This window comes from Chitinophaga sp. sic0106, assembly GCF_019219075.1.
Classification (GTDB): domain Bacteria; phylum Bacteroidota; class Bacteroidia; order Chitinophagales; family Chitinophagaceae; genus Chitinophaga.
The window spans coordinates 121328-145175 of the sequence record NZ_JAHUWJ010000015.1; the positions used below are offsets into that span (position 1 = coordinate 121328).

Consider the following 23848-nt stretch of genomic DNA (forward strand, 5'->3'; position numbering starts at 1 on the left):
ATGAAACATCAGAAGCCAACCTGTAAACCTACGAGGAACGAGCGCGCGGTAGGATATACCAGGTTGTCGACCCCGATTTGTTTGTTAGAGTTGCCGAAGCTGTTTACTTCCGGATCAAAGCCGGTGTACTTTGTAACCGTGAAGAGGTTGTTAGCGCTCACGTATACTCTTGCTGAAGAAATGCCTTTGATTTTTGGAACCCTGTAGCCCAGTGTAATGTTTTTGCAGCGCAGGAACGAACCATCTTCCATGAAACGGTCTGTCAGCGGTAAACGTCCACCCTGGAAGCCACTCACGTATTCGTTAGATGGGTTGGTGGGTGACCAGCGATCCACTAATGCAGCATACATATTTCTGCTACCCAGTGGATTTTCGAAAGAGTAACGGGTAAGGTTATATACTTTGTTGCCCTGTGTACCAGAGAAGAAAGCGCTGAAATCAAATTGCTTGTAGCTCAGGTTGGTGGAGAAGCCGTAAATGAAATTCGGATTGGCGTTTCCTACCACTTTCTGATCTTCTGCACTGATTACTTTATCATTATTCAGGTCTTTCACTTTCATACCACCGGTGCGACTACCAGAGCCATCCAGCACGGCTTCCCCCGTTTGGTATACCCCATCAAACACATATGTTTTGAACAAACCTAAAGGCTGGCCAATCTGCATCACCTGGTAGTTGCTGACAGCGTATTCGTCGAGGCCGCCGGCAAGACTCAGCAGTTTATTCTTATTAAAGGAGATGTTACCTGCAACAGACCATTTCACGGCACGTTCCACCAGCACAGCGTCCGCAGAAAGTTCAATACCTCTGTTTTCCATGCTGGCAAAGTTGCCTGTTACATCAGCATATCCCGAAGATCCTGGCAGGGCGCGAACAAACAGCAGATCATCTGTCTTTTTGTGGTAGATGTCGGCGGTCACATTCAAACGGTCTCTGAACAGTCCCAGATCAAAACCGAAGTCGGCCTGCACAGAGCGTTCCCATTTCAGGTCCTTATTGGCAATCCCGGTAGGGCTGATACCAGTTACCGGTTCGTGATTGAAGTAATACTGGCCGCTGGTACCTTGTAAGGAGAGCGATTTATAAGCATCGATAGCACCGGCGTTACCTGTAGTACCGTAGCTAAGGCGGAGTTTCAGATTGCTGATGGCATTGATATTTTTAATGAATGGTTCTTCAGAAGCGCGCCATGCGAAAGCTGCGGCGGGGAAGAAGCCATATTTATTATTTTCACCAAACTTCGTAGAGCCGTCTACGCGGGCGATCAGGTCCAGCAGGTATTTATCGCGGAAACCATAGTTGATACGACCCATGTAGGAGTCCAGTCTGTCTTTTGAACGATTGCTGTTTACAGTTCTGATAGTAGCCAGTTGCACTGCTTCGTTGGCAGTAGCATCGTTGGGGAAGTTGCTGGCATTGATGCTATTGGAATTTGCACTGTTGCTTTGGGTAGCGAATACGCCGGTTGCTTTTAACGAATGTTCTTTACCAATGCGTGTTTCATAGGTAACGATGTTTTCGAACAGCAGTACGAGCGTATTGGAATTATTCTTCTGCGCTTTACCTGCGCCGCTGGACAGATCACCACTGTTCACGATAGAACGCGGCGAGTAGTAGTCATTGAGAGAAGAAGACAGGATCGGGCTGAAGTTAGCGCGATAGGTCAGTCCTTTCAGCGGGGTAATTTCAGCATACAAATTTCCCAGGGTGCGGTTGATTTTATCGCGGTTCAGAATCTGTGCCAGGCCCAGTGGGTTTACCACTTCGCGGTAACGGCTGTTCATCTGGTCGCCGAAAGGCAGAACGCCACCGTTTTCGTTGTAAGGCTTCAGTGTAGGAGGTGCGCCCATGGCGGCTCCGAGAATGCTGGTAGTTACAGCGCCGGCATCGATACTGGAAGAACCTGTAGGGATGCTGTTATTGACAACGAAGCTGGTAAGCATGCTGGCGCCTACTTTCACTGCATTACTAACGCGATGGTCGAAGTTGAGGCGAAAGGAATAGCGGGTGAAGTCCGAACTGATGAGCACCCCTTCTTGTTTGAAGTAGTTACCAGACAAGGCGAATTGCGTTTTTTCGCTACCGCCGGCTACGGATACCTGGTGGCTTTGCATAGGGGCGGTGCGGAAGATGAGGTCTTGCCAGTCCACCCCTTCGCCCAGTGTTTCCGGGTTGGCGTACACGGTTGTTTTATAGACTTCATTTTCCAGGGCGGCAAATTCTGCTGCGTTCATCATGTCCATGCGTTTGGTGGTGTTTTGCACCCCATAATAGCCGTCATAGGTAACGATGGTTTTACCTGCTTTACCGCGTTTGGTGGTGATGAGGACTACGCCGTTAGCGCCGCGGGCGCCATAGATGGCGGTGGCAGAGGCATCTTTGAGTACCGCTACCGATTCAATATCATTTGGATTGATAATAGAAAGGGAGCTGATATCATTTACGCCCCCGGAGTTGGATAGCTGTACCCCGTCCACTACGTAGAGTGGTTCGGAGGTACCGTTGATAGAGTTGACACCGCGGATACGCATGCTGATGCTACCGCCTGGTGCGGAGGAGTTTTGAGTGATCTGCACCCCTGATACGCGGCCCTGGAGGCCTTGTACCACGTTTGAAATAGGTGTTTGTTTCAGATCACCGGTTTTTACCGAGGCGATGGAGCCGGCAACGTTAGCTTTTTGTTGTGTACCGTAACCTACCACTACCACTTCGTCAAGGGCTTTGTTGTCGGTCTGCAATACTACGTCAACGGTAGTACGACCATTGACCGGTACTTCCTGAGAAAGATAGCCTGTATAAGTGAATACGAGGGTGGCATCCCCCTGTTTTGTTGTAACCGAGTAGCGGCCATCTACCCCTGAGACGGCGCCTTCGGAGGCTCCCTTGACTCTGACGGTTACCCCAGGCAGTGTTTCTCCGTTTTCTGCGCTGGTCACCTTACCCTTCACCGTCAGCTGCTGACCAAACGTCAGCATTGGGATGAGTAAAATTGGGAAAATTCCCATTAATTTAGTGAACTGTTTCATCATAACTGTGGATCTTGGTGTTTGTCGGGATTCATAATTAGCAGCCTGTCAATTAAGGCGCATTCTCCGATAACATGGAATAATTCGATCTCAATTTTGCCAAACAATCTGAGCATTCAAAATATTTTGGGAATTATTTTTCATGGGAACGGTCCCAATATTTTGGGATAGTTCCCAAATGATTATTTTTGATCCCGGTTGCGCTAAACTATCCACGTATGAAATCGAAATACACGACAATCATTGACATTGCGAAGCAATTAAACATCTCAAAATCTACCGTATCGCGGGCACTCACGGGGCATCCCAATGTGAAGGAGCACACCCGGAAAGCAGTAATGGAGCTGGCCTCCACCATGGAATACCAGCGAAACTCGCTGGCACTGGGCTTTAGTAAGCATACTACCCATACGGTAGGCATCATGGTACCGGAGTTTATGTCCACCTACTTTCCCAGCGTGATAGTAGGCGTGCAGGACGTGATGCAGGCCGCGGGCTATAACGTGGTAATCTGCCAGCAAAACGAATCTTACGAAACAGAGGTGGCTAATATGAAGTTGTTATTGTCTTATCGGGTAGATGGTATAATTGTATCCCATACCAAGGAGACGAGGAACTTCGACCATTTCACACTGGCACAGCGCCGGGGTGTACCCCTCGTGTTTTTTAACCGGGTGCCTGATGAGCTGAACGTGCCGAACGTAATTGTGAATGATTACGAGGCAGCATTCCAGGCAGTGGAACACCTGATCAGTATAGGTCGCAGGCGCATTGCGCACCTGGCAGGTCCGGATGCACTGGTGAACTCGAGGCTGCGCCGTCAGGGGTATATCGATGCATTGAAAAAACATGACATCCCCTATAACCCCGACCTGGTGCTGTCTTATGATCTCACCACAGAAAAAGTAAAAATTTACATGAAGCATTTCCTGGACCTGGGAACACCACCGGATGCGTTGTTTGCCATCAATGACCCTACTGCCATTGCTGCCATGGAAGTGGTGAAAGCAAAAGGATTGCGGATACCGCACGACATCGCCATTGTAGGCTTTAGTAACGACTTGTCCGCCGGACTGGTATATCCCGGCCTCACCACGGTAGCGCAGCCAACGGGCGAAATTGGCCGCATGGCCGCCGAGATGCTGCTGCAGGAGCTGAACGCAAAAGTGAAAAATGATTATAGCATCAAAAAGGCGCCTACGACGCAGCTTCCTACTAAACTGATTATCCGGGAATCTACTGTGGCAAAAACGAATTAGTTATTTACAGGGGTATTGCCGTTCCCACGCTTTCAGCAACTGATGGAGGCTTAAAAATCAGTACCAGCCTGGCTGGCTGTAGCATGTTGTTCACAGGTTGTTGTGGGCAGGATTGAATGAGTCCGGCAAAAGTTGTATTTTGTTGGCTATCACCTATACCAATGGAACAAGAGAGCATTTTTGGAACAGATTTCCCTGACGTAACACTGCGCAGGAAAGATTTATTACCGGTTGTGGCGAAGATTTACGCCTGGGCAGCGATTGTAATAGGCACTATTAATACTTTGATTACACTCCTACTGGTAATATTGCCAGATAGCACCAACGATCCGCTGATATCTTCACCAATAAATGTAGAAGTGGTTTCTGCATTTTTTTCGTCCATCTTATTTTTATTAATGGGCCTGCCTGTGATACTTGAAAAGAAAAAAGCTGTTCGCATTAATAATGTCATTGCTGTTATTTTCATCACTGCAGCTGTATTATGCATGATCCTATCTGCCAACGCCCTGCTGATGATTGTGTTGGTAGCAGTGCTTAGCCCCTACTGGATTAAGCTGCGCAGCATACAACGGAAATGGGAGTACGAAGCAGGACAGACTAAGTAATATTGCAGTTCAACCAAAACCTGTGGAACAAGAAACCATTATCATTTGCCCTTCTCCTTCCCGTTACCTATTTTTGCAAAAACACCTGACCTACATCAACCTGGCCAATAATCACCAACTCCCCACCCATGAAGGAAGTTTACTTCAAACCCGATGGCGGCGCCTTGCGTGCAAAAGCGATTTTCCCGCTGAGCACCACTGCTCCTGTCAACTATGAAATCATATTACGGGAAGCCGGCAGCAATAATACGATCAGTCTCCTGCAGGGCGACAATCTCAATCCCGAAGACGACATAGCCAGTCTGCCCTTCACCCCTGACCTGCTCCACGGCCGCCGGGTAATCCTGGACGCTACCTATGTGGGCCTGAACCCGGTGCAGTCGCCCGGTTACCGCATCCGCCTGGAAATATGGCAGGATAATGCCTGCCTGGGGTTTGTAGAAGAAACAGGTGTACTTACCGGCAAAGGTCAATACACCATTATGTTCATCCGGCTGCTGGCCAGCTAATTTCGTAGGTCCGTTATGTTTAGATATTTCCTGTGTGCCCTGTTGCTGTTTTCCATGGCCGCCCGTAGTCAGCAGCTGGACTCCCTCACACTTAGCAAGATGCGGCTCAATTTCATTGTGCCGGATATGCCGGCATTCAAAAGCTTAGGTACCGGGCCTTCCAACCTCCTGCGGCCTTCCACCCCTATGCCGGTAGCAGTAGCTATGTCGGAGTTTTTTCAGGGAGATAAAATTATTATCCCCAGGGCATTTGCGCTGGAACTAGCGCCAGCACAGCTGCTGAATGCGAAAAAAACGGTTGCTCAGCTGGACCAGCACTATAAACAATACCGCACCTGGCACAGCTTCCGCGTGTCATTGGGTAGTTCCCGCGATACCACTTTGGGTGTTAATGCCCGCAAGCTGGCGCTGGGCTTCCGCATCAACGTGATTGATGAAGGGGATATGGCTACCGACCGCAAAGCGCTGCGACAAATTATTGATGCCCTGGGCGGACTGCGACTGGAAACACGGGCCATCCGTAAAGCCTTTGCCGCAAAAAATCTGGATGCGGTAAAAGAATGGGCCATGGCAGAAAATCCGGCGGACTCCCTCCTCATCCGCAACGCTGCATTAATAGACCAGTTACCCGATTGGGATTACTATCTCCATAAAAAAATAAAAACAGACAGCAGCTGGGCCAATGCATATGACCAGTATATATACAACACCAAAGCCCCCGAATTCGACGCCTGGTTTGCGAACTTCAAAAAAGAATATAAAAGGGAAAACTGGAATGCGGATAAACTCGACTTTGCCCTTGCCGTGATGGGCGCTTCAAGAGATAGTCTGGTGGGCAATATCCGCTTTGCACAGGTTGGATTTTGGAGCACCTATGCCCTGCGTACCGGTAAAAACGGACAAACATTATTCGGCGTGAACGCCGGCATTTCCAAGGATACAGTGCTGAAACAGGATGCTAATAACTATTTCAATATATCCGTACCCGTTAGATACCTGCTGGGCACCAACCGGGTCAAAGGCTTCGGGGAGTTTCAGTATCAATACCGTGGTCGTTATGCCGAACACCATAGCTTCCTGAACATAGGCGCGGAGTTCAACCCCCTGGACGGACTATGGTTCAATTTTTACGGTGGCATTGATCATAATTTCACCGCGGGAAAGGGTAGCTTTATCACCAATCTTGACATAAAAATTACCTTGCCGGAGAAGTTCAGTTTGTTTTAGCGTATCCCCCGCTCCCGCTCAAAAAATCCTTTCACTTCCATCTGCGCTTCCACTTCAGCAATAGCTGCCATCAGGTTGTTGCTCGTATTGGTTAACGCGGTAAGTGCTTTTTCCATACGCTTCCATACCGGCAACATCTGCTGCACCAGCTCCTGCCCTTTTTCGGATAAGGTGAGTAATCGCTTCCGCTCATCCTGCTTATCCTTCCGGGAGCGGATCAGTTTCTGTTTTTCCAGCTCTTTCAGCAGACTGATCGTCGAAGGATGCGTATAACCTATCTCCGCCGCAATTTCCATCACACTCATGGTATCTTTCGAATACAAGGTATAAATCACCGGAAACCATTTGGGCTCAAAGTCAATACCATGAGCCTTGTAAATCTGCTGGCCATCTTTACGCAGACTATCAGCCAGGCGTTGCAGCCTCGTGGAAATCGCCAAAATGCCCGATTCATTTATTACGTTACTCATACCTTATTTTATTTCCAGGTGGTAAAATAAAGTATCTACCGCCATTCTGGGAAAGTGAGGCGGCAAATTCTCCGCAGCAATCGGCGCAAATCCATTGCGCTCATAAAACCGCAATGCTGCTTTCAGTTGCGGCACCGTGCCCAGATACAAATCGCGGATGCCCACCGTTTTCGCATACATCATCAACGTTTCCAGCAACGCCTGCGCTAATCCCAGCTCCCTGCCCCGGAATTCCTTTTTCACAAACATCTTGCGGATAGCACCCGCAGCGTGCCCGGTATTAATCAAGGCAATAGTGCCCACCAGCTCCCCATCCACATAGGCGCCCCAAAATCCGCCACCACCCTGGTGATAACTGCCCTCCAGGTCCTGTAGATCCGGTTGATCCGCTGCGGTAATTGGTACATTAAACTCCTGTACCTGAATGGGTAATATGATATCAATTACCTGCGGACAGGCGTCATTATAAATCAGTCTGATGTCCTTTTCCATAAGCTATTTCAATTTATGTATAAAACTACGTAGTTAACTACATAAATACAAGTTTTTTTTCAGTCCTGTAAGATGTTATCTTTATAAAACAAAAATTACCCCATGAAAAGGTATTTGATCCTATTGATAGTAACCATTGCGTTATATCACCCTGTAAACGCCCAGCAGGCAAAGCCCCATCACCTCTTTACCGCAGGTATAGCTTCAGGCCTGATGGGCGGACTGTTCGAAGGATTTTATCCAGTCAGCAAACTACTGCAACAAGGCAACTTCGGCCTCGGCGCACCGGATAAAATAGATGGGGAACTGATCGTGCTCAACGGGGTAGCCTATCAAACCACGGCCACCGGCGCCACCAATGTACTCCCCGGCAGCCACCTGGTATCCTTTGCCATGGTGCATCCGTTTGTGAGCAAACGCAGACTCCGCGCCCCGGCAGTAATCAGCAAATCCATGTTCTTTACCATGCTGGATACACTCCTGCCACAAAAAAACGCGATGTACGCCGTGCATATCAAAGGGAAATTCAAATACCTGAAAACACGGGCTTTCCCACCGGTTACCAATCACCCCTACCCCACTCTGGCCAGCATGATCCCATTGCAAAAATTCTTTGAATTTGAAAATGTTGAGGGGGAACTGGTGGGGTACCGATTACCCGCTTATATGGATAACACGAATATCTCGGGGTATCATTTTCATTTTTTATCGGCCGATAAAAAACATGGCGGGCATATAGTAGACCTCACCCTCTCAGGCGTGACCATTGAAATAGACCAATTAGAAAGCTACACGGTGGAAATTCCGGATACAGAAGCGTTCCGGCATTTCGACTTCCACCAGAACAGAGCAGAAGATATCAAACAAGTGGAAAGGGGCAGTAAGGATTAATTACTTTGCCAGCGGCTGCTGCTTGTCCAGGTTTTCCAGGGCAGCAGCAGCACCCACTCCCAGCTGGCGTATAATCGAAAACGTTTCACTAACACTCAGCGGCAGCAAGCGCACATCCCCTTTTAATCGCGCCGACACCGTTCCAGAAGTGGGCGTAGGCGCCCCCGGAAAAAACAGGCTGTAATAATTTTCCGTTTCATCTACCACAAAACAAATCACCTCGTTGCCATCAATCAACACACTGGCAGGGCGCCACGACTGATCCCGGCTATCCAGCTTATCGGTTGACAATGCACGCAGATAGGAATACCCCGGAATATGCGTCAATATCTTTGTTTCCAGCCAGTATTTAAAACGCTGCGCCGGTTTCGACTTCATAAACAATCCCGCCAGGAAACACAATATCAATAGTAACAAAATAGTCACCAGCGTTTCCTTGCCAATGCCTGGAATCTCAATAGGGAAATGATGCGCCACCGGCATCACTATCTTCTTCACCACCTCTACTATTTTCAATATTAAAAACACAACCGCCAATACTGGTATCAGCAGGAGCGCTCCTGCTGCGGTTGTTCGTCTGAGATTTTTCCAGAATGTTTTCATGGGAATATGTTATGCCACTATAACATTCTCATGCGCCCCGTTGTTCAATTGGAACATTCCCCGCCCTGTGTTGTTAAAAGAATAAAAAAGATCATGAAAAAACTCATGCTTTCCATATTACTAGGAGCCTTCATGGGCACAGCCGTAGCGCAGGACATCCCATCCAGCCAGGTACCGGTAGCGATTGTTAAGGCCTTTAAGCTCAAATTCCCCCGTACTTCCAAAGTAGACTGGGAAATGAAAGGCAACCTGTATGAGGCGGAATTTAATATCGACAGACGTGATTATAAAGCCCTCTACGATGCTGCCGGCAAACTACAGACGTATAAACGTGAAATCCCCGCCAGCGAGTTACCTACAGCTGTTCGCAATACCATCACGGCACAATACAAAGGCTTCCGCATTGATGATGCAGACCGGCTGGAGAAAAACGGAAAAGTTTATTACCAGGTAGAGCTCGATGGTGAGCCACATGATCAGAAGGTAGTGTTTAATGCTAACGGTACGGTTGCGGCTGATGTGGCCTATTGGTAGCAGTGTTGGTAAGCAGCATTTTTTCCGCATGCAGCTCCGCCGTCAATGGCTGTACTATTTTAATCAGCTGTTGCGTACGCAGGTTTCTGCCTGTTTTGGTGAGATGGTAATACGAATCATAATATAACGTATCCGGATATACGAAATCCTGCGGCCGGCAAATCACCGGAATACGCAGATCCTTGCGCAAACTAACTTCCAGAGTACTAATTGCGGCAATATTATTATCGTAGGATGATTGGCAGAACGCCGGAAACACAAAATAAAACCTGACCCCTCTTTGCTCCAGCACCTTGCTGGCAGCATTGATTTTTGGTATGCCATCCCAATATCCCGCATGTAGTTTCAGCGGAACTTTCGGCGCACCATAAGCCGGTAAATCCAAATGTGCCACTACATCTCCATAACTATTAAAAGCTTTGTGGGAATATACCTCCGCCGCATAATCCCTTTCAGGCGGCGCGTTCCGCTTACGCCAGCCAGCCATCAGGTAATCACGGTTATAGCCAATCTGCGTAAAGCGCGACTCCACACTGTACTTAAACACAGTATAAAAATCGTGTTTGAAATATTTTTCAGATGCCGGCATAAACGCCGCCACAGCGGCATCCAGCTCATAACGCCCTTCCTCCAGGAAATACTCCGGTGACAGTACCACCATATCCCCCGCACGCACCACATCTTTCAGTTCCTCCAATATAAAATCGAGCCCCAGCCCACCATGCAGCGCCAGGTTTACTACGGGCATATGCGTAGCCTCCTCAACAGCTTTGCTATCCAGCCCAAAAGCCATATTGGAGCCCCCTGCAAATATCAGCCGTGGCCCCTTTATTTCGTTTAGCCGTTTATGTTTGATCACAATTCCACCTACATAGTCCATTTCCCCTGGCTGTGCCAGTTTATAGGCAGATGCCAATACCAGCCCTGTAAAAAGGGTTCCGAAAATGAGCAGGCGTATCAGGAATGTTTTCATATCAGAATTGGAAATAGATAAATTGTTGTTGTTCAGATTTAAGCAGGATCAGGCAAAACAGCAGCACAGTATACAATGCCCAGCGCGCTGGCCGCGGCCATCGCGGCTCCAGATTAGCCAACGCATACGGATGCTCCCTCCCCTGCCACTCCGCTAACAGAAATAGCGTAGTGAGCAAGAGCAAGCCTTTCGGAAAAATCACCGGCATCTCCATAATAGAAAAAGAAAAAATACCGTTGATATAAACAACCGCCTCCGTCATATTCTCCACCCGGAAAAAAATCCAGGCAAAAGTCACCAGCGCAAAAGTCCGCAGCATTTGCCACAACTCCAGTACCGACGGCAACCGGCGCCCCTGCGCAACAATCTCCATATTTTTGCGGTTACGGTTGGCCAGCAGCAACGGCAGAAAATACAAGGCGTGAATACCACCCCAAAGGATAAACGTCCAGTTGGCACCATGCCAGAACCCACTTAGTAAAAAGATGATAAACGTATTGCGAATGGCCTTGAAACGCCCTTCCCTGCTACCTCCCAGCGGTATGTACACGTAATCCTTGAACCAGGACGACAACGAAATATGCCAGCGCCGCCAGAACTCCGCAATGTCTCTCGAAAAATAGGGATAGGCAAAATTGCGCAGCAATTCAAAGCCAAAGAGTCGCGCAATACCCAGCGCCATATCTGAATACCCGCTGAAATCGCCGTAGATCTGGAAGGCAAACAATACTGCTCCCACCACCAGCGTACTGCCGGAATAGGCATCCGGATTATCGAAAATCTGATTGGCATAAAAGGCGCAGCCATCTGCAATCACCATTTTCTTGAGCAGGCCCCAGAGAATCTGCCGCAGCCCGTCAGCCGCTTTACTCAGCTCAAAGCGCCGCGGCTGCTCAATTTGCGGCAACAGGTGTGTAGCCCTTTCAATAGGCCCTGCCACCAGCAAAGGAAAGAAGCTTACAAAAAGCGCGTAGTTATTGAAATTCCGTGTAGGCGTTACCTTTTCCCGGTAAATATCTATCACATAACTAAGACCGTGAAAAGTATAAAACGAAATGCCAACAGGCAGTATGATCTTAAGCGTCCATACATGCGGCTGCAACCCGAAGGTCCGCAGCAGGTCCGCAAATGAATCCACAAAGAAGTTGTAGTACTTGAAAAAAAACAGGAATCCCAGGTTGATGACAATACTGGCAAACAGCCACCATTGCTTAGCCCTGGGCGTTTTGGCCGCATGAATCTGCAGGCCGGAAGTATAGTCCAGCAGGATGGAGAAAAACAAGAGGAACAGGAAACGGTAATCCCACATTCCGTAGAACACAAAGCTGGCCGCCAGCAACACCAGATTTTGAAACAGCAGGGAGCCTTTTGCTACCAGCCAATACAATACAAACACGATTGGCAGGAATAGCGCAAACTCAAAGGAGTTGAATACCATAGATATAAGTAGAGGGGGTTTACCTTTCAGCCAAAGCTGGCAAACTATCGTTGGTCCGAAAGTAAAGATTTCCCCCAACAATTCAAAGTAAACTACAGATATTCATCCCCGTTAGGCACCCCAACTTATCATGCTACTGATCACCCAGTTTATTGATGTCTTTTACCTCCAGCACATTGGCCGGATAACCTTTGGTAACGGCATTGATCATAGCCCTGCCCACCTGTTGCAGGGTGGAAGTCATATTAGGCATCACCACTTTCAGGAAAGGGTACATCCATGCGAAAGCGTAGTAGAGCTTCGGCGGATTTTTTTGTCCGGGAACCGCTTTCATAAAGCCTGGCCGGAAATTATATTCACTTTTAAAAGGCAGTTTCGCAAGGTCGTTTTCCGTTTTGCCTTTCACGCGGGCCCACATAATCCTGCCTTTTTCGGAGGAGTCAGTGCCGGCGCCGGAAACATATATAAAGGAGATGCCAGGGCTGTGGTGGAGCAATTGCTGCGCAAAGGCCATAGTGGTATCATAGGTCAGCCTGGTATATTCATCCTCTTTCTTACCGAGAGAAGTTACCCCGGCACAGAAGAAACAGGCATCATAACCTTTAAGGTCCTCCCCAATACTGTCGAGGCGGTAGAAGTCGGGCACCAGCCGCTCTATGAGTTTAGGGTGCTTCAACTCATAATGTCTTCTGCTTACAATCAGCACCTGTTCCACCTGCGGATGATCCAGGCAGGTGAGCAATACCCCTTCTCCAACCATACCGGTGGCACCGGTGATTACTATTTTTAGTCCCATATGAGGTGTTGACGTATGAATGAAATAAATATTTTATACCATCCTGTTTTTATAGGCTTCGCCCCAATCGCACAGTGCGGTAATAACAGGCACGAGGGTGATGCCGAGCGGGGTGAGCTTGTACTCCACCCGTGGCGGCACTTCCGCGTATACTTTGCGTTCAATAATGCCGTCCTGCTCCAGCTCCCGCAATTGTGCCGTCAGGGTAGCATGTGTGATATCCTGCATTTTCCTGCGCAATTCCCCGAAGCGTGCAGGGCAGTCGAGCCGTATACTGTTTAACAGCAACAGCTTCCATTTTCCCCCTATTACCTGCATGGCATTTGTCAGCGCCATGTTATTTTCCATCAGCAGCCGCAATTCATCTGTATTGCTAACTGCCTGCTGCTCACTAATAGTATTCTTTTCCATACCAGGTATTATTCGATGAACTACTTGATAATGCCCTTGGGCGCCATCAACTTTGCTTCCTTAAAGTTAAGGAATAGATGATTAGTATAGTCAAAACGGAATACAACAGATGGGGACAGCTGTGGATCGTGTCGGCGGCCGCATTTTTATCGGTGATCGATATTTTCATTGTGAATGTGGCGCTGCCTTCGATCCAGGCGGGGCTGCACAGTACTGATGCAGATTTGCAGCTGGTGATAGCGGCTTACCTGATAGGATATGCGGCATTTTTAATTACCGGGGGGCGACTGGGGGATTACCTGGGCAAAAAGCGTGTATTCATTGCCGGTATGGCGACTTTCACGGTGATGTCGTGCTGTTGCGGGCTGGCACAAAGCGCCATGCAATTAAACGGCTTTCGCTTTTTACAGGGCGTATCTGCGGCCTTTATGGTACCGCAGAGCATTGCGTACATACATCTGCTATTCCCCCAGCATGAGGCGCGCATAAAAGCGCTGGGCATATATGGCAGCATTGCCGGCACCGCTTCTGTGATTGGTCAGCTGCTGGGTGGCATCATCCCTGATATACATTTCCTGATCGATGGCTGGCGCTGGATTTTCATGATCAACCTGCCTATAGGCCTCCTTGCTACCTGGCTGGCAGTAAGGTTCCTGCAGGAAACGCCGCTACTGGCACAGTCGCGCTTTGATGTATCCGGCGTACTGTTGCTCACCACCACGCTGATCTGCCTCATCTATCCACTTATACATGGCCGGGAGCTGGGGTGGCCGCTTTGGGCAGCAGGCATGTTGCTGGCATCGCCGGTGATGCTGACAGTTTTCATCTTTGACCAGCGGCGTAAAACACAGCCACTGATTGATTTACGGCTGTTTGGTTACAAGGATTTTAACATCGGGCTATTAGCTGTATTGTTTTATTTCATGGTGCAGGACAGCTATTTTCTGATCAATGCGGTACTGCTGCAAAACGGACTGGGCTTTAGTTCCAGCCTCACCGGATTGTTGTTTGCCGCGCAGGGTATCGGGTATGTAGTAGCCGCCGTATCGTCCATCAGGCTGGTAAAAATATATGGGCGTAAGGTGCTCATTGCCGGCGTACTCCTGATGGCTGTCACCTTGTTCCTGCACATTAGGTTTTTTCAGGGAGATGTAATAGCATCTCCCAAAATATACCTTTTGTTATTTGTGTATGGAATGGGTTGCGGATCTGTGCTTCCGTCGCTGCTGACCCTGAGTATACGCAGTATACCTCCTTCCTTTGCCGGCGCGGCTTCCGGTACGTATACCACTTTTCAGCAAACGGCAGTGGCACTTGGGATAGGCGTCAGCGGTGGTATATTTTTCGGATTGTTACAGGGAGAGCATTCAGTAGCAGCGTATGTGCATGCCTACCATTGGGCTACGTGGGTGAATATTTTGTTTTTGATGATGGCTGCGGGGTTGCTGTATATGATGCCGGAGAAAAACAATGCGTCGTGATATTGTGTAGAGACGGGCTGCGCCCGTCTCCTCGCCTATGTGAGACGGGCGCAGCCCGTCTCTACACAATATTAATCAGTTCTGCTTACGCAGATATTTAGTCAGAATTACAATCATCTGCCCTTCAATCTTACCTTCTATCTGTTCAGTATTATCCGGAACGAGGCGTATATTTTTCACTACTGTACCCAGTTTGGCGTTGAGCGTAGTACCTTTTACGTCAAGGGATTTGGTGAGCACTACGGTATCACCGTTTTGCAGCACGGCACCATTGGAATCGCGGTGCAGGTCTACGGTGGCGTCATTTTCATGATCACCGGAAGCCTTTGCCCACGCCAGCCGGTCCTCCTCGAGATACATCATATCCAGTTGCTCGGCGGCCCAGCTTTGATCGCGGAGGCGATTGAGCATACGCCAGGAAACAACCTGTACACCTGGCACTTCGCTCCACATACTGGTGGTAAGGCAATTCCAGTGGGCCAGGTCCAGCTCGGCCTTTTTCTCAATCTGGCTGCGACAGGTGTTGCAGAGCAAAATACTGTAGTCCTCCACAGCGCCTGTTGCCGGCAGTACTTCAAATGTTTTCAGGTCGGTATTGCCGCCGCATACTTCGCAGTTGCCGCCGCTACGTTCGTTCAAAATAGCATCCAGTGTCATATCTAGTCTAAAAATTGGGCAGCAAAGATACGTTTTTTTCAGCAGCGACTTATTTAAGGGGTGGCAGCACTAATGATGATAATTCTTGTCCAGTTGTGCTTTGTATTCCGGATGTTTGGTCAGAAAGCTGGCAACAAACGGGCAGTACACCATCACGGGCTTACCGAGTTCCCGCGCTAAATCAAAGGCGGCTACTGCCAGTTGGGTGGCAATGCCTTTCCCTCCCATCGCTGCCGGCACAGTGGTATGCATCAGCGCAATGTCGTTTTTGTAGAACCGGTAGGTAAGTGTTGCTTTATCATTACCATCGGAAACTTCCAACTGTTGTTCTTTGGTATTGTTGGTAACGGTGTAGATAGAATCTGCCATGTGATAGTTGCCTTTTTTAGGATAACAATGGAAATAGTAATGTTGTTTTCTACCGTGATCGCCAGGAGCGGCGGTACTGACCATCACGGGTATTCCTCCCTGCAACGATGGAGGAGCAACTGTGATGGGGTCTCACCTCCCCTAGTATTAAGCATCAAAATCGATATCAAGGTTATACTTTGTCAGCAGGCCCGACAAATTAGCGGCAGCAAACTTAGCCTTCTTGACTTTATTAAAGTCTGGGTCAATGCTAAAATTATATGCTGTTCTGAAATCCGTTTTTTCGAGCTGGGTATCAGAAAAACGCGTCAGCGTGAGGTCGCAGTTATTGAACACCGCCGACGTGAGGTCCGCTTCCGAAAAATCGGTTTCCTTCAGGGAACAGCCCTGGAACAGTGTTTTACGAAGGCGTGCGCCGAAGAAAACGCAGTAATCCAGTACGGTGTCAATGAAGGTGAAGGAAAACATGAACTTGTTGGAGCGACTAAAATCCACCCCCAATACCTTACACGACTGGAAGGTAATGTCTCTGAAACCTGCGCCGTCAATGAGTGTCAGCGAGAAATTACATTGCCTGAAAACACAGTTTTCAAAGTTATTATCCCGGAGGTCACTCTTCGTGAAATTGCAGTTTACAAATTCACATTTTACAAATTCCCTGTTTACCAGCCGCTTCTCCGTATAGTCCACATCCGTGAATACTTTGTTTTCGTGCAGGATAACTTCTCCCATTATTGTTATTTAATTTTTCCCAATTTCGTAAATCTTTTCTCTTTTTCGATTATTAAAATCTGCCGATGGGAGATATCTTCGCAGCGTATTAAAGATATTCTCTCCATAAAACCCTGTTGAACAAAGCCGACAAAAAAGCAGCCCCCGTGCAGTCATACTGCCGGGGGCCTTTTTATAGCAAGTAAACCTGGTTTATAACACGCTTACAGGTCGTTTCTGATCATCAATGGCTACAAAGGTGAAGGTGCCGGAGATAGCCAGTTCTCTGTAATCGCTGTACATTTCCTCTATGTAAATTTCTACGTTTACTTTCATGCTGGTGTTACCCACTTTGGATACGCGGCCTATCAGTTCAATGATGGTACCTGCGGGGATTGGCTTGGTAAAGTCGATCCTGTCGGACGATACTGTTACCACCTTTTTGCGCGTAAAGCGGGTAGCGGTGATAAAGGCCACTTCATCCATGAGGTACATAGCGGTACCGCCGAACATGGTATCATAATGGTTGGTACTATCGGGGAATATCGCTTTAAAGATATGCGTTTCCGATGCCTGCATGCGTTCTTCTATAGTCATATTACATTGTTTTCCTGGATCAATACTTCGAATCAGGCGGGTACTTTGTTCCTGAGTGTTTTGGCAGCAGCCACCATGGCGGCAACAGCAGCCCGGGTTTCCGGCCAGTCTCTCGTTTTCAGTCCGCAGTCAGGGTTTACCCATAACTGATCTGCCGGTATCACGGTCATGGCTTTTTCCATCAGGTTTACCATCTCTTCTTCAGAAGGAATACGGGGCGAGTGAATATCGTATACGCCCGGCCCAATATCGTTAGGATATTGGAAACTGGCAAAACCTTCCAGTAATTCATTCTGGGAGCGACTGGTTTCTATCGTGATTACATCCGCATCCAGGGCGGCTATGCTTTCAAAGATATCGTTGAATTCCGCATAGCACATATGCGTATGAATCTGTGTTTTGTCCTGTACACCGGAGGAAGCTACCTTAAATGCCCTCACTGCATGGTACAGGTATTTTTCCCAGTTTTCTTTGCGCAGCGGCAGGCCTTCGCGCAGGGCGGGTTCATCGATCTGGATTACTTTGATGCCGGCTGCTTCGAGGTCGCTCACCTCGTCGCGGATGGCCAGTGCTATTTGCAGGCAGGTAGCGGCGCGGGGCTGATCGTTGCGAACGAAGCTCCATTGCAGGATGGTGACAGGGCCGGTGAGCATACCTTTCACCGGGCGATTGGTGAGCGACTGCGCATATTGCGTGTAATACACCGTCATGGCGTCCTTACGGGCAACGTCTCCGAAAATCACCGGTGGTTTTACGCAGCGGCTACCATAGCTCTGCACCCAGCCATAGCGGGTAAATACAAAGCCTTCCAGCTGCTCGCCGAAGTATTCCACCATGTCATTTCTTTCAAACTCACCATGTACCAGTACGTCCATACCAATGGCTTCCTGCCAGCGGATGGAAGCAGCTGTTTCTTCCCTGATCAGTGCATCATATTCCGCGGGGGTGAGTTCTCCTTTTTTCCATTTGTTTCTCCAGGAGCGTACCGCAGGTGTTTGCGGGAAAGAACCGATGGTGGTAGTAGGAAACTTAGGTAGCTGCAATTCTTCCTGCTGCGTTTGTTTGCGCTGCGGGAATGCGGTAGCTCTGCGTGCATCCGTGTCAGTTACAGCGGCGGCGCGGGCAGATACAGCCGGGCGGTGAATCAATGAAGAAGTGCTGCGTGACTCCATGGCAGCCTGATTGTCTTTCAGCTCTTGCAGCGCATTCACAGAAGGATTTTCAGTGGAAAGTTCCGCCAGGGTTTTCACTTCATCCAGTTTCTGTTTGGCAAAGGCCATCCATGCTTTGATGGTAGCGGGCAGGCTCTCTTCGTCTGTTTCCAGGTCCAGGTCACAGGGTACATGCAGCAGCGAGCAGGAAGGCGCCAAAAGCAGGCGATCCGCACCCAGCGCTTGCTGTGCCTTGCGTATAAGTGTCAGGGATTTATCGAAATCGTTTTTCCATATGTTGCGGCCATCTACCACGCCAAGGGATAAACGAAGTTTTTTATGTTTTATATCGGTAGACAGGATGTCGTCCAGTTGGGAAGGGCAGCGTACCAGATCCAGGTGCAGTGTTTGCACCGGCAGGCTCAGGGCAGTTTGCAGGTTTTCGCCATAGCATTCAAAATAGGAAGCCAATATGAAATGCATATGCGGATATGCCTGCTGGAAGGTGTTGTAAGCTTTGGTGACAGCGTCCTGCTCTACTTTGTTGAGGTTGAGTGAAAGGCAAGGCTCATCGAACTGGATATAGTGTGCATCCAGGTCGTTGAGTTTGGACAATACTTCCAGGTACACCGGCAGTAACTTGCCCAGCAGCTGCAGGCGATGGAAACCTTTTTCCTTTTCCTTACCCAGCAGCAGGAAGGATACAGGCCCCAGCAGTACCGGCTTTGCCTGGAAGCCCGCGCGTTTTGCTTCGTGGTATTGCGTAATCACTTTTTCGGAGAACAGCGAAAACTGCTGGTTGGCGGAAAACTCTGGTACGATATAGTGATAGTTGGTATCAAACCATTTGGTCATTTCCATGGCGGTTACATCGAGTCCTTCCTTTTGGTAACCACGGGCCATGGCAAACTGCAGGTCCAGCTGAGTGAGTTGTTTATCCACCAGCAACTCATGATAACGGGCCGGGATGGCGCCGGTCATCAGACAGGTATCCAGTACATGATCGTAGAAAGAGAAATCGTTACACGGAATGATATCGATGCCTGCATCTTTTTGCAGGTACCAGTTATTAAGGCGGATACTTCTGGCAGTTTGTTCCAGCTCAGTAGCATTGATTTTGCCTGCCCAATAAGCCTCATTAGCTTTTTTCAGCTCCCTGTGGGCGCCGATGCGGGGATAGCCCAGGTTATGTGTAATCATGGTTCATCCGGTTTTAAAGTGAATAAGAACATTTACTTTAATACCTGCGTAAACCGGCAGCGGGAAGGAGGCACGATACAGCAACTGCGTACGTCAGGCCATGACGGCACTCCTGAAAGCTGACCCACTTCAGTCCACGAAAGTATTTGTCAACATGCAGACAAGGCAGGTTTCCTGGCTCGCAGTATTTTATCTGTTCTTCTCACCAGCGTTGCCGGCAATGAACATCAGGTAGATAAAATTCAGGTACTGCTTACAGTTGCGGGACAGCCAGTGATTTACACACTATTCCCTTTTAATGCCGTTATCCTAACAGCCACCATTGTCTGTATCAAAATGTGATATTGGCTGCAATTTATAGCATAAACGACTACAAAATCAACACCAAACAGAAATAAGTATAATATTCTACCTAATAAACAGAACAAAATATAAGTTTATAAAAATAAAAAAGAATAATTTTCTAAGAAAAATACAAAGTCCCGTAGGGATCACCTACAGGACTTTATTGCAATGGTTGGTTTTTGATTTATTTGAGGGAGAAATTATCTTTCCCGGTAGCTAAGTGCCTTGATTTTACCAAAGCCTGTGTAGGTCGTATACTTTGTAAATGCCGCATGGCTATTTACATAATCAGTAGTCGCATACCCTTCCAGCGTACCGTTACCTCTACCTTCATTGTAACTACCCACCATCACATGCATTGATACATGCGAGGGTTCTGTTTTGTAATAGGCCGCCTTCGCGAAAATATGCTGATCCAGGTAGGTGATTACCTCCGATCCCTTATCCAGTACCACGAAGCTCTCATTAGGATAATCTTTGTGTGTGGCGTATACCTTACCGCCTACGGCGTAAAATAAGGTACCGTAAATTTTATCTACCGTAAACAATGTAGCCTTATCGATATCCGTTCCGGTAAGCTGCACGTATTTATCCTGCGTATTAGCGTTAGTGAGATTGAAGGTAGCCAGCCACGTAGCGCCATCTGCACCACGCAGTACCGCATAGGTGAGGGTGTTATAACCGGTAGTCTTCATCCACACCAGATCTTTCTGGACATTATTAAAGTTAAAAAGGGGATTGGTAGCAGCATCTGTTGGCAACGATATGCACCCGCCTGCCGCAGCACCATATTTTAGAAACCTTTTTTTCTCTGCATCAAATAATATCGCGAAGGCACTGCTTGCACTGTTCTGTGTCCGGCAAAAGAATGGTGCAGCCTTAAATGGCTTACTCTCTCCCTGTACCACGTTAATCATTTTTGCCGTTTCGTAGTAATCATTACCTATCCTTTCATAAAAATTACCTTTTCCATCAAATAAATAGAGGTAGGCTGCATTAGCCCCTGTTCCTTTCCCATTGCCAAAAAATGCCGGACGGAAAGAGGCAGAATCCTGTTGAATGTATTCCCTGTGTACAGACCATTGCCATTTGGTAGTCAGGTTATCATTGCGCAGCTTCCATGAACCTTGATCAGTGGCTACATAAATCCATTCCGCATCTGCGGCGGAAGATGCTGTAGAATCGTGACCCGGCCCAGGCACCAGGTTCCTGGTAGGACCCGTAAAAGTATAACAGATATCCCTTGCCCCTGTCAGATTTTTTGGGATAATGGAAGACTGACTCAATATATCACGTGCATACGTTGGTGCCTCCCCACTCACAAAATTAACCATATCCAGTCGCGCCCGGCCCTGTACTTCACTGAATACCAGCCAGCCTTCGTAGGTGCCGCTCACTACCACAAAAGCATTGGCACCACTGCGTTTGGAATAAACGTTCCCTGTTTTAAGATCCCACATCCGAAACAGCAGTGTATAATTGCCCGTTGGAATATTCACCCGGTTATGCAACACCCGGTTGGTGTCCAGCTGATATTCAGCCGAACCGGCTATAGCAATCCAGCGGTAGCTAAATCGACCTTCCTCGAGTAGCACAGAGCTGTCCAGCGTCGCGCTGAGTGGTAGCTCCAGGGTAAGTGTATCATACTGGTAAACTTTCAGGTTATTGCCGAATTTTCCCAGTTCGATGGTATTTATCTCTTTATAATCATAATTACCTAAATCCTTATAACAACCTGCCAGTAGTAACACTGTAGCTACCAATGGCAACAGGAACAGGATTGGTCTGCTATATTTCCACATAATTTTTTTCTTGAGTGTTTATTTATTCTACCGGTGTCCAACAGCTGTTTACAGATGTTGCCCCTGCTTCCATTTCAAATGTTTTACCAGTAAGATCGTCTTTATCCATCACCGGCGTACCCGCTTCCTTCATGCTTTTGAGATGACAGTAAAACTGCCGGCCAATGCCGTTTATAAGCGATGGGGTAATGCTGCTGGCGGAAAGATAGGTGGTGGTCAGCCCCAGGAAATTAGCGAGGTACCTGAACTTTGTAACACTGTAAGGCCCCATTCGCACCACGCCATACGAGGACTTCCACCAGATTGGTGCAGGCAGGTTATCATAAATACCATAAGTACGTTTCACCAGCGGCTTCCAGGATGTATCCACTTTTTTCACATTATAAGCGGTGTCCAGTCCATCCCCAACACCTGCCAGGGTAACGGTCACGTACAAAGGTTTCTGCAGCAATTCACTGATCCGCTTAACACGCAGTGGCACCAGGGCCCTCAATTCCCCTGCTTTCACAAAACAGTCTGCCGGGTTGAGTGAAATAGCTGAAGCGGGGAATGTAGAAGAAGGATCTATCAACAGGTCAAATTTTCTGTCGGAAGAGGATGGCGTACCCATCACCCGCACATCCACCGCAATGATCAGCTCATCATCTTCACTTACAATAGTACCCGTGTTAGCCACAATGGTATCCACGCGGCGGCCGGTATCGGTGACGGTACGCGTCCAGTATACGCCCATCAGGCTATCATTGAGGTGATAATATACGGCCAGGGAATCGCCGGCGTTCTGGTTGAAATAAATGGCCGACTCCGCACTGAACCGCAGCAGCTCTGATTTCTTACAGGAAAAAAATACCGATGTAATACAGGCCAGCAAAATAGCAACTGGAATAATTTTTTTCATCTTGCTACAATTAAGGTGATTAGTTTTTTGGTTGATGAATCGCAAGTTCACTTTCCGGAAGTGGTACTACATAAGTAGCTTTCGACATCCTCACTTCCGCACCGCCATAATTATTTGGAATAGCCGCAGTCTGTTTACGCTTATAGTAATAAAACAGCTGTCCTTCCACCCAAAATTCCTTCATATACTCTTTACGGATATTGTCGTTCAGATTGGTGGCATCTGTCAACGTGCGGATATTCCTGGCCGCCCGCAGCAAATTCAGGTACCTGAGCCCCTCCGCAGGATCAGCCGCCGTTTCCGCAGCAATCAGGTAGCACTCTGAAGCCCGAATAATCGGCACCAGGTTACCTTTCGAAAATTTATAAATACAATAAGAAGTATGCGGCACCTGCGTCGGCAAAGCGAAAATAGAAGGCCTGAAACGCTCATCCGCCGTTTGCCCTTCGAAACAGTTACTTAGAACTTCCCCGAATGGAAATAATAACTGCGTTTCATCGGTAATGGCTTCAGAAAAATATTTATTATGTACATCTATCAATTTTGCATTTTGGAACGCCAGCACTGCATCTCCCGATAAAGCAGGATCAGTAGCGGCACCTCCGGGTCCATTAAATCCGTATTTACCAGGTTGATTCCGGATCACTTCTGTTGCAAAGTCAAATGCCTGCGCATTGGCGCCACGGTATAAACTCATACGCGCCAGCATAGCCGTAACCGCATGATAACTGAAGAAAGATTTTTTGTATGCATACTGGGGGTCCAGCAAAGCACGTGCAGCCAAACCATCCCGCATCAAACTATCCATCAACTGGTTTGCCGGCATATAATCGTTCGGCCCCCTGGTAACAGTAGAATAATACGGAATTGCATCGCGTGCTGAATCCACACTGTACACAGGCCCAAACAGGCGCAATAAATCAAAGTACAGGAACGTCCGTAATGCCAGCGCCTCTCCTTTCACCTTGTTGAATGCAGAGTCAACAAACAACTGCTTTTTACCATCTATCTGCTGCAGGATATTATTCAGGTTCGCAATCTGGGCATAGCTGCTGCTCCAGATACTACTGAACATAGCCTTTGTGGTAGGGTCACCCCATTGATAAGAAGATACTACCCTGTATTTGAAAATATCAGCACCACTTGGCGATGACTGCATATACCGTTGTGCCAGCAGTTCAGGGGCAATCATATTGGCCATACCTCCGTATAACGATTGTGACGCTAAGTTCAGGTACACACCATTCAGGTGGTTTTCAAAACCTGCCTGACTGCTGTAAGCCTCCGACTCCAGGATGCTTGAATTAGGTTTTACATCCAGGTACTTGCTACAGGCCGTCATCAGCAATGCCGCACAACTGACCAGGAAGATGTTAATATTACGTTTGATCATAACTATA

23 protein-coding genes and 1 riboswitch are annotated in these 23848 nt (G+C 48.1%); of the genes, 7 read left to right on the plus strand and 16 right to left on the minus strand.

Going from position 1 to position 23848, the window contains the following annotated elements; all coding sequences use genetic code 11:
* Nucleotides 1–8 precede the first annotated feature (8 nt).
* A complete protein-coding gene (locus KW844_RS20720) occupies nucleotides 9–3029 on the minus strand; it encodes a TonB-dependent receptor (RefSeq protein ID WP_218378696.1) in 3021 nt (1006 codons plus the stop codon).
* Nucleotides 3030–3244: 215 nt separating this feature from the next.
* Here KW844_RS20720 and KW844_RS20725 point away from each other — a divergent pair, with 215 nt between their 5' ends.
* The 4 genes from KW844_RS20725 to KW844_RS20740 all read left to right on the plus strand — a co-directional run bounded on the left by KW844_RS20725 (nucleotide 3245) and on the right by KW844_RS20740 (nucleotide 6629).
* Nucleotides 3245–4285, plus strand: a complete 1041-nt coding sequence (locus tag KW844_RS20725; protein WP_218378697.1) for a LacI family DNA-binding transcriptional regulator — start codon at nucleotides 3245–3247, stop codon at nucleotides 4283–4285.
* Nucleotides 4286–4446: 161 nt separating this feature from the next.
* A complete protein-coding gene (locus KW844_RS20730) occupies nucleotides 4447–4893 on the plus strand; it encodes a hypothetical protein (protein ID WP_218378698.1) in 447 nt (148 codons plus the stop codon).
* A gap of 128 nt (nucleotides 4894–5021) precedes the next feature.
* Entirely contained in the window at nucleotides 5022–5402 is a 381-nt protein-coding gene (locus KW844_RS20735; protein ID WP_218378699.1) for a hypothetical protein, read from the plus strand.
* Nucleotides 5403–5417: 15 nt separating this feature from the next.
* The gene (locus tag KW844_RS20740; RefSeq protein ID WP_218378700.1) at nucleotides 5418–6629 is read left to right on the plus strand and encodes a hypothetical protein; all 1212 of its coding nucleotides are present in this window, start codon (nucleotides 5418–5420) and stop codon (nucleotides 6627–6629) included.
* Here the strand turns inward: KW844_RS20740 and KW844_RS20745 are convergent.
* Nucleotides 6626–7099, minus strand: a complete 474-nt coding sequence (locus KW844_RS20745) for a MarR family winged helix-turn-helix transcriptional regulator (RefSeq protein WP_218378701.1) — start codon at nucleotides 7097–7099, stop codon at nucleotides 6626–6628. The genes KW844_RS20740 and KW844_RS20745 overlap by 4 nt on opposite strands.
* A 3-nt stretch (nucleotides 7100–7102) precedes the next feature.
* Nucleotides 7103–7591 (minus strand): GNAT family N-acetyltransferase, encoded by a 489-nt coding sequence (locus tag KW844_RS20750; RefSeq protein ID WP_218378702.1) that lies wholly within the window; start codon nucleotides 7589–7591, stop codon nucleotides 7103–7105.
* Between the two features lie 102 nt (nucleotides 7592–7693).
* Between KW844_RS20750 and KW844_RS20755 the strand changes: the two genes are divergently transcribed.
* Nucleotides 7694–8482: an acetolactate decarboxylase gene (locus KW844_RS20755; protein ID WP_218378703.1), complete on the plus strand. Its 789-nt coding sequence runs from the start codon at nucleotides 7694–7696 to the stop codon at nucleotides 8480–8482.
* Here the strand turns inward: KW844_RS20755 and KW844_RS20760 are convergent, their stop codons facing one another.
* Nucleotides 8483–9085 (minus strand): hypothetical protein, encoded by a 603-nt coding sequence (locus KW844_RS20760; RefSeq protein ID WP_218378704.1) that lies wholly within the window; start codon nucleotides 9083–9085, stop codon nucleotides 8483–8485.
* Nucleotides 9086–9178: 93 nt separating this feature from the next.
* Here KW844_RS20760 and KW844_RS20765 point away from each other — a divergent pair, with 93 nt between their 5' ends.
* Nucleotides 9179–9619 (plus strand): PepSY-like domain-containing protein, encoded by a 441-nt coding sequence (locus KW844_RS20765; protein ID WP_218378705.1) that lies wholly within the window; start codon nucleotides 9179–9181, stop codon nucleotides 9617–9619.
* On the opposite strand, the gene KW844_RS20770 is transcribed toward KW844_RS20765, so the two are convergent.
* The 4 genes from KW844_RS20770 to KW844_RS20785 all read right to left on the minus strand — a co-directional run bounded on the left by KW844_RS20770 (nucleotide 9582) and on the right by KW844_RS20785 (nucleotide 13237).
* Nucleotides 9582–10592 (minus strand): hypothetical protein, encoded by a 1011-nt coding sequence (locus tag KW844_RS20770; protein WP_218378706.1) that lies wholly within the window; start codon nucleotides 10590–10592, stop codon nucleotides 9582–9584. The genes KW844_RS20765 and KW844_RS20770 overlap by 38 nt on opposite strands.
* A 1-nt stretch (nucleotide 10593) precedes the next feature.
* Nucleotides 10594–12030 carry an MBOAT family protein gene (locus tag KW844_RS20775; RefSeq protein ID WP_218378707.1) on the minus strand — a complete coding sequence of 479 codons (1437 nt, stop codon included), beginning with the start codon at nucleotides 12028–12030 and terminating at the stop codon, nucleotides 10594–10596.
* A 133-nt stretch (nucleotides 12031–12163) separates the two neighbouring features.
* A complete protein-coding gene (locus tag KW844_RS20780; protein ID WP_218378708.1) occupies nucleotides 12164–12826 on the minus strand; it encodes an NAD-dependent epimerase/dehydratase family protein in 663 nt (220 codons plus the stop codon).
* Between the two features lie 33 nt (nucleotides 12827–12859).
* Nucleotides 12860–13237, minus strand: coding sequence for a helix-turn-helix domain-containing protein (locus KW844_RS20785; protein ID WP_304502640.1), 378 nt, complete (start codon nucleotides 13235–13237; stop codon nucleotides 12860–12862).
* 77 nt (nucleotides 13238–13314) lie between these two features.
* Between KW844_RS20785 and KW844_RS20790 the strand changes: the two genes are divergently transcribed.
* Nucleotides 13315–14718, plus strand: coding sequence for an MFS transporter (locus KW844_RS20790; protein ID WP_218378709.1), 1404 nt, complete (start codon nucleotides 13315–13317; stop codon nucleotides 14716–14718).
* 75 nt (nucleotides 14719–14793) lie between these two features.
* On the opposite strand, the gene KW844_RS20795 is transcribed toward KW844_RS20790, so the two are convergent.
* From KW844_RS20795 to KW844_RS20830, 8 genes are all read right to left on the minus strand, one after another.
* Nucleotides 14794–15375 (minus strand): alkylphosphonate utilization protein, encoded by a 582-nt coding sequence (locus KW844_RS20795; protein WP_218378710.1) that lies wholly within the window; start codon nucleotides 15373–15375, stop codon nucleotides 14794–14796.
* A gap of 69 nt (nucleotides 15376–15444) precedes the next feature.
* Complete coding sequence (locus tag KW844_RS20800) at nucleotides 15445–15744, minus strand: GNAT family N-acetyltransferase (RefSeq protein WP_255578559.1); 300 nt, start codon at nucleotides 15742–15744, stop codon at nucleotides 15445–15447.
* Nucleotides 15745–15891: 147 nt separating this feature from the next.
* Nucleotides 15892–16476, minus strand: coding sequence for a pentapeptide repeat-containing protein (locus KW844_RS20805; RefSeq protein WP_218378711.1), 585 nt, complete (start codon nucleotides 16474–16476; stop codon nucleotides 15892–15894).
* A gap of 192 nt (nucleotides 16477–16668) precedes the next feature.
* The gene (locus tag KW844_RS20810) at nucleotides 16669–17052 is read right to left on the minus strand and encodes an acyl-CoA thioesterase (RefSeq protein ID WP_218378712.1); all 384 of its coding nucleotides are present in this window, start codon (nucleotides 17050–17052) and stop codon (nucleotides 16669–16671) included.
* Nucleotides 17053–17084: 32 nt separating this feature from the next.
* Nucleotides 17085–19403 carry a 5-methyltetrahydropteroyltriglutamate--homocysteine S-methyltransferase gene (gene metE, locus KW844_RS20815; protein WP_218378713.1) on the minus strand — a complete coding sequence of 773 codons (2319 nt, stop codon included), beginning with the start codon at nucleotides 19401–19403 and terminating at the stop codon, nucleotides 17085–17087.
* 146 nt (nucleotides 19404–19549) lie between these two features.
* Nucleotides 19550–19742: riboswitch (cobalamin riboswitch) on the minus strand.
* Between the two features lie 206 nt (nucleotides 19743–19948).
* Complete coding sequence (locus KW844_RS20820; protein ID WP_218378714.1) at nucleotides 19949–21550, minus strand: PKD-like family lipoprotein; 1602 nt, start codon at nucleotides 21548–21550, stop codon at nucleotides 19949–19951.
* Between the two features lie 22 nt (nucleotides 21551–21572).
* Complete coding sequence (locus KW844_RS20825) at nucleotides 21573–22448, minus strand: DUF4843 domain-containing protein (protein ID WP_218378715.1); 876 nt, start codon at nucleotides 22446–22448, stop codon at nucleotides 21573–21575.
* Between the two features lie 19 nt (nucleotides 22449–22467).
* Nucleotides 22468–23841 carry a RagB/SusD family nutrient uptake outer membrane protein gene (locus KW844_RS20830; RefSeq protein WP_218378716.1) on the minus strand — a complete coding sequence of 458 codons (1374 nt, stop codon included), beginning with the start codon at nucleotides 23839–23841 and terminating at the stop codon, nucleotides 22468–22470.
* Nucleotides 23842–23848 lie beyond the last annotated feature (7 nt).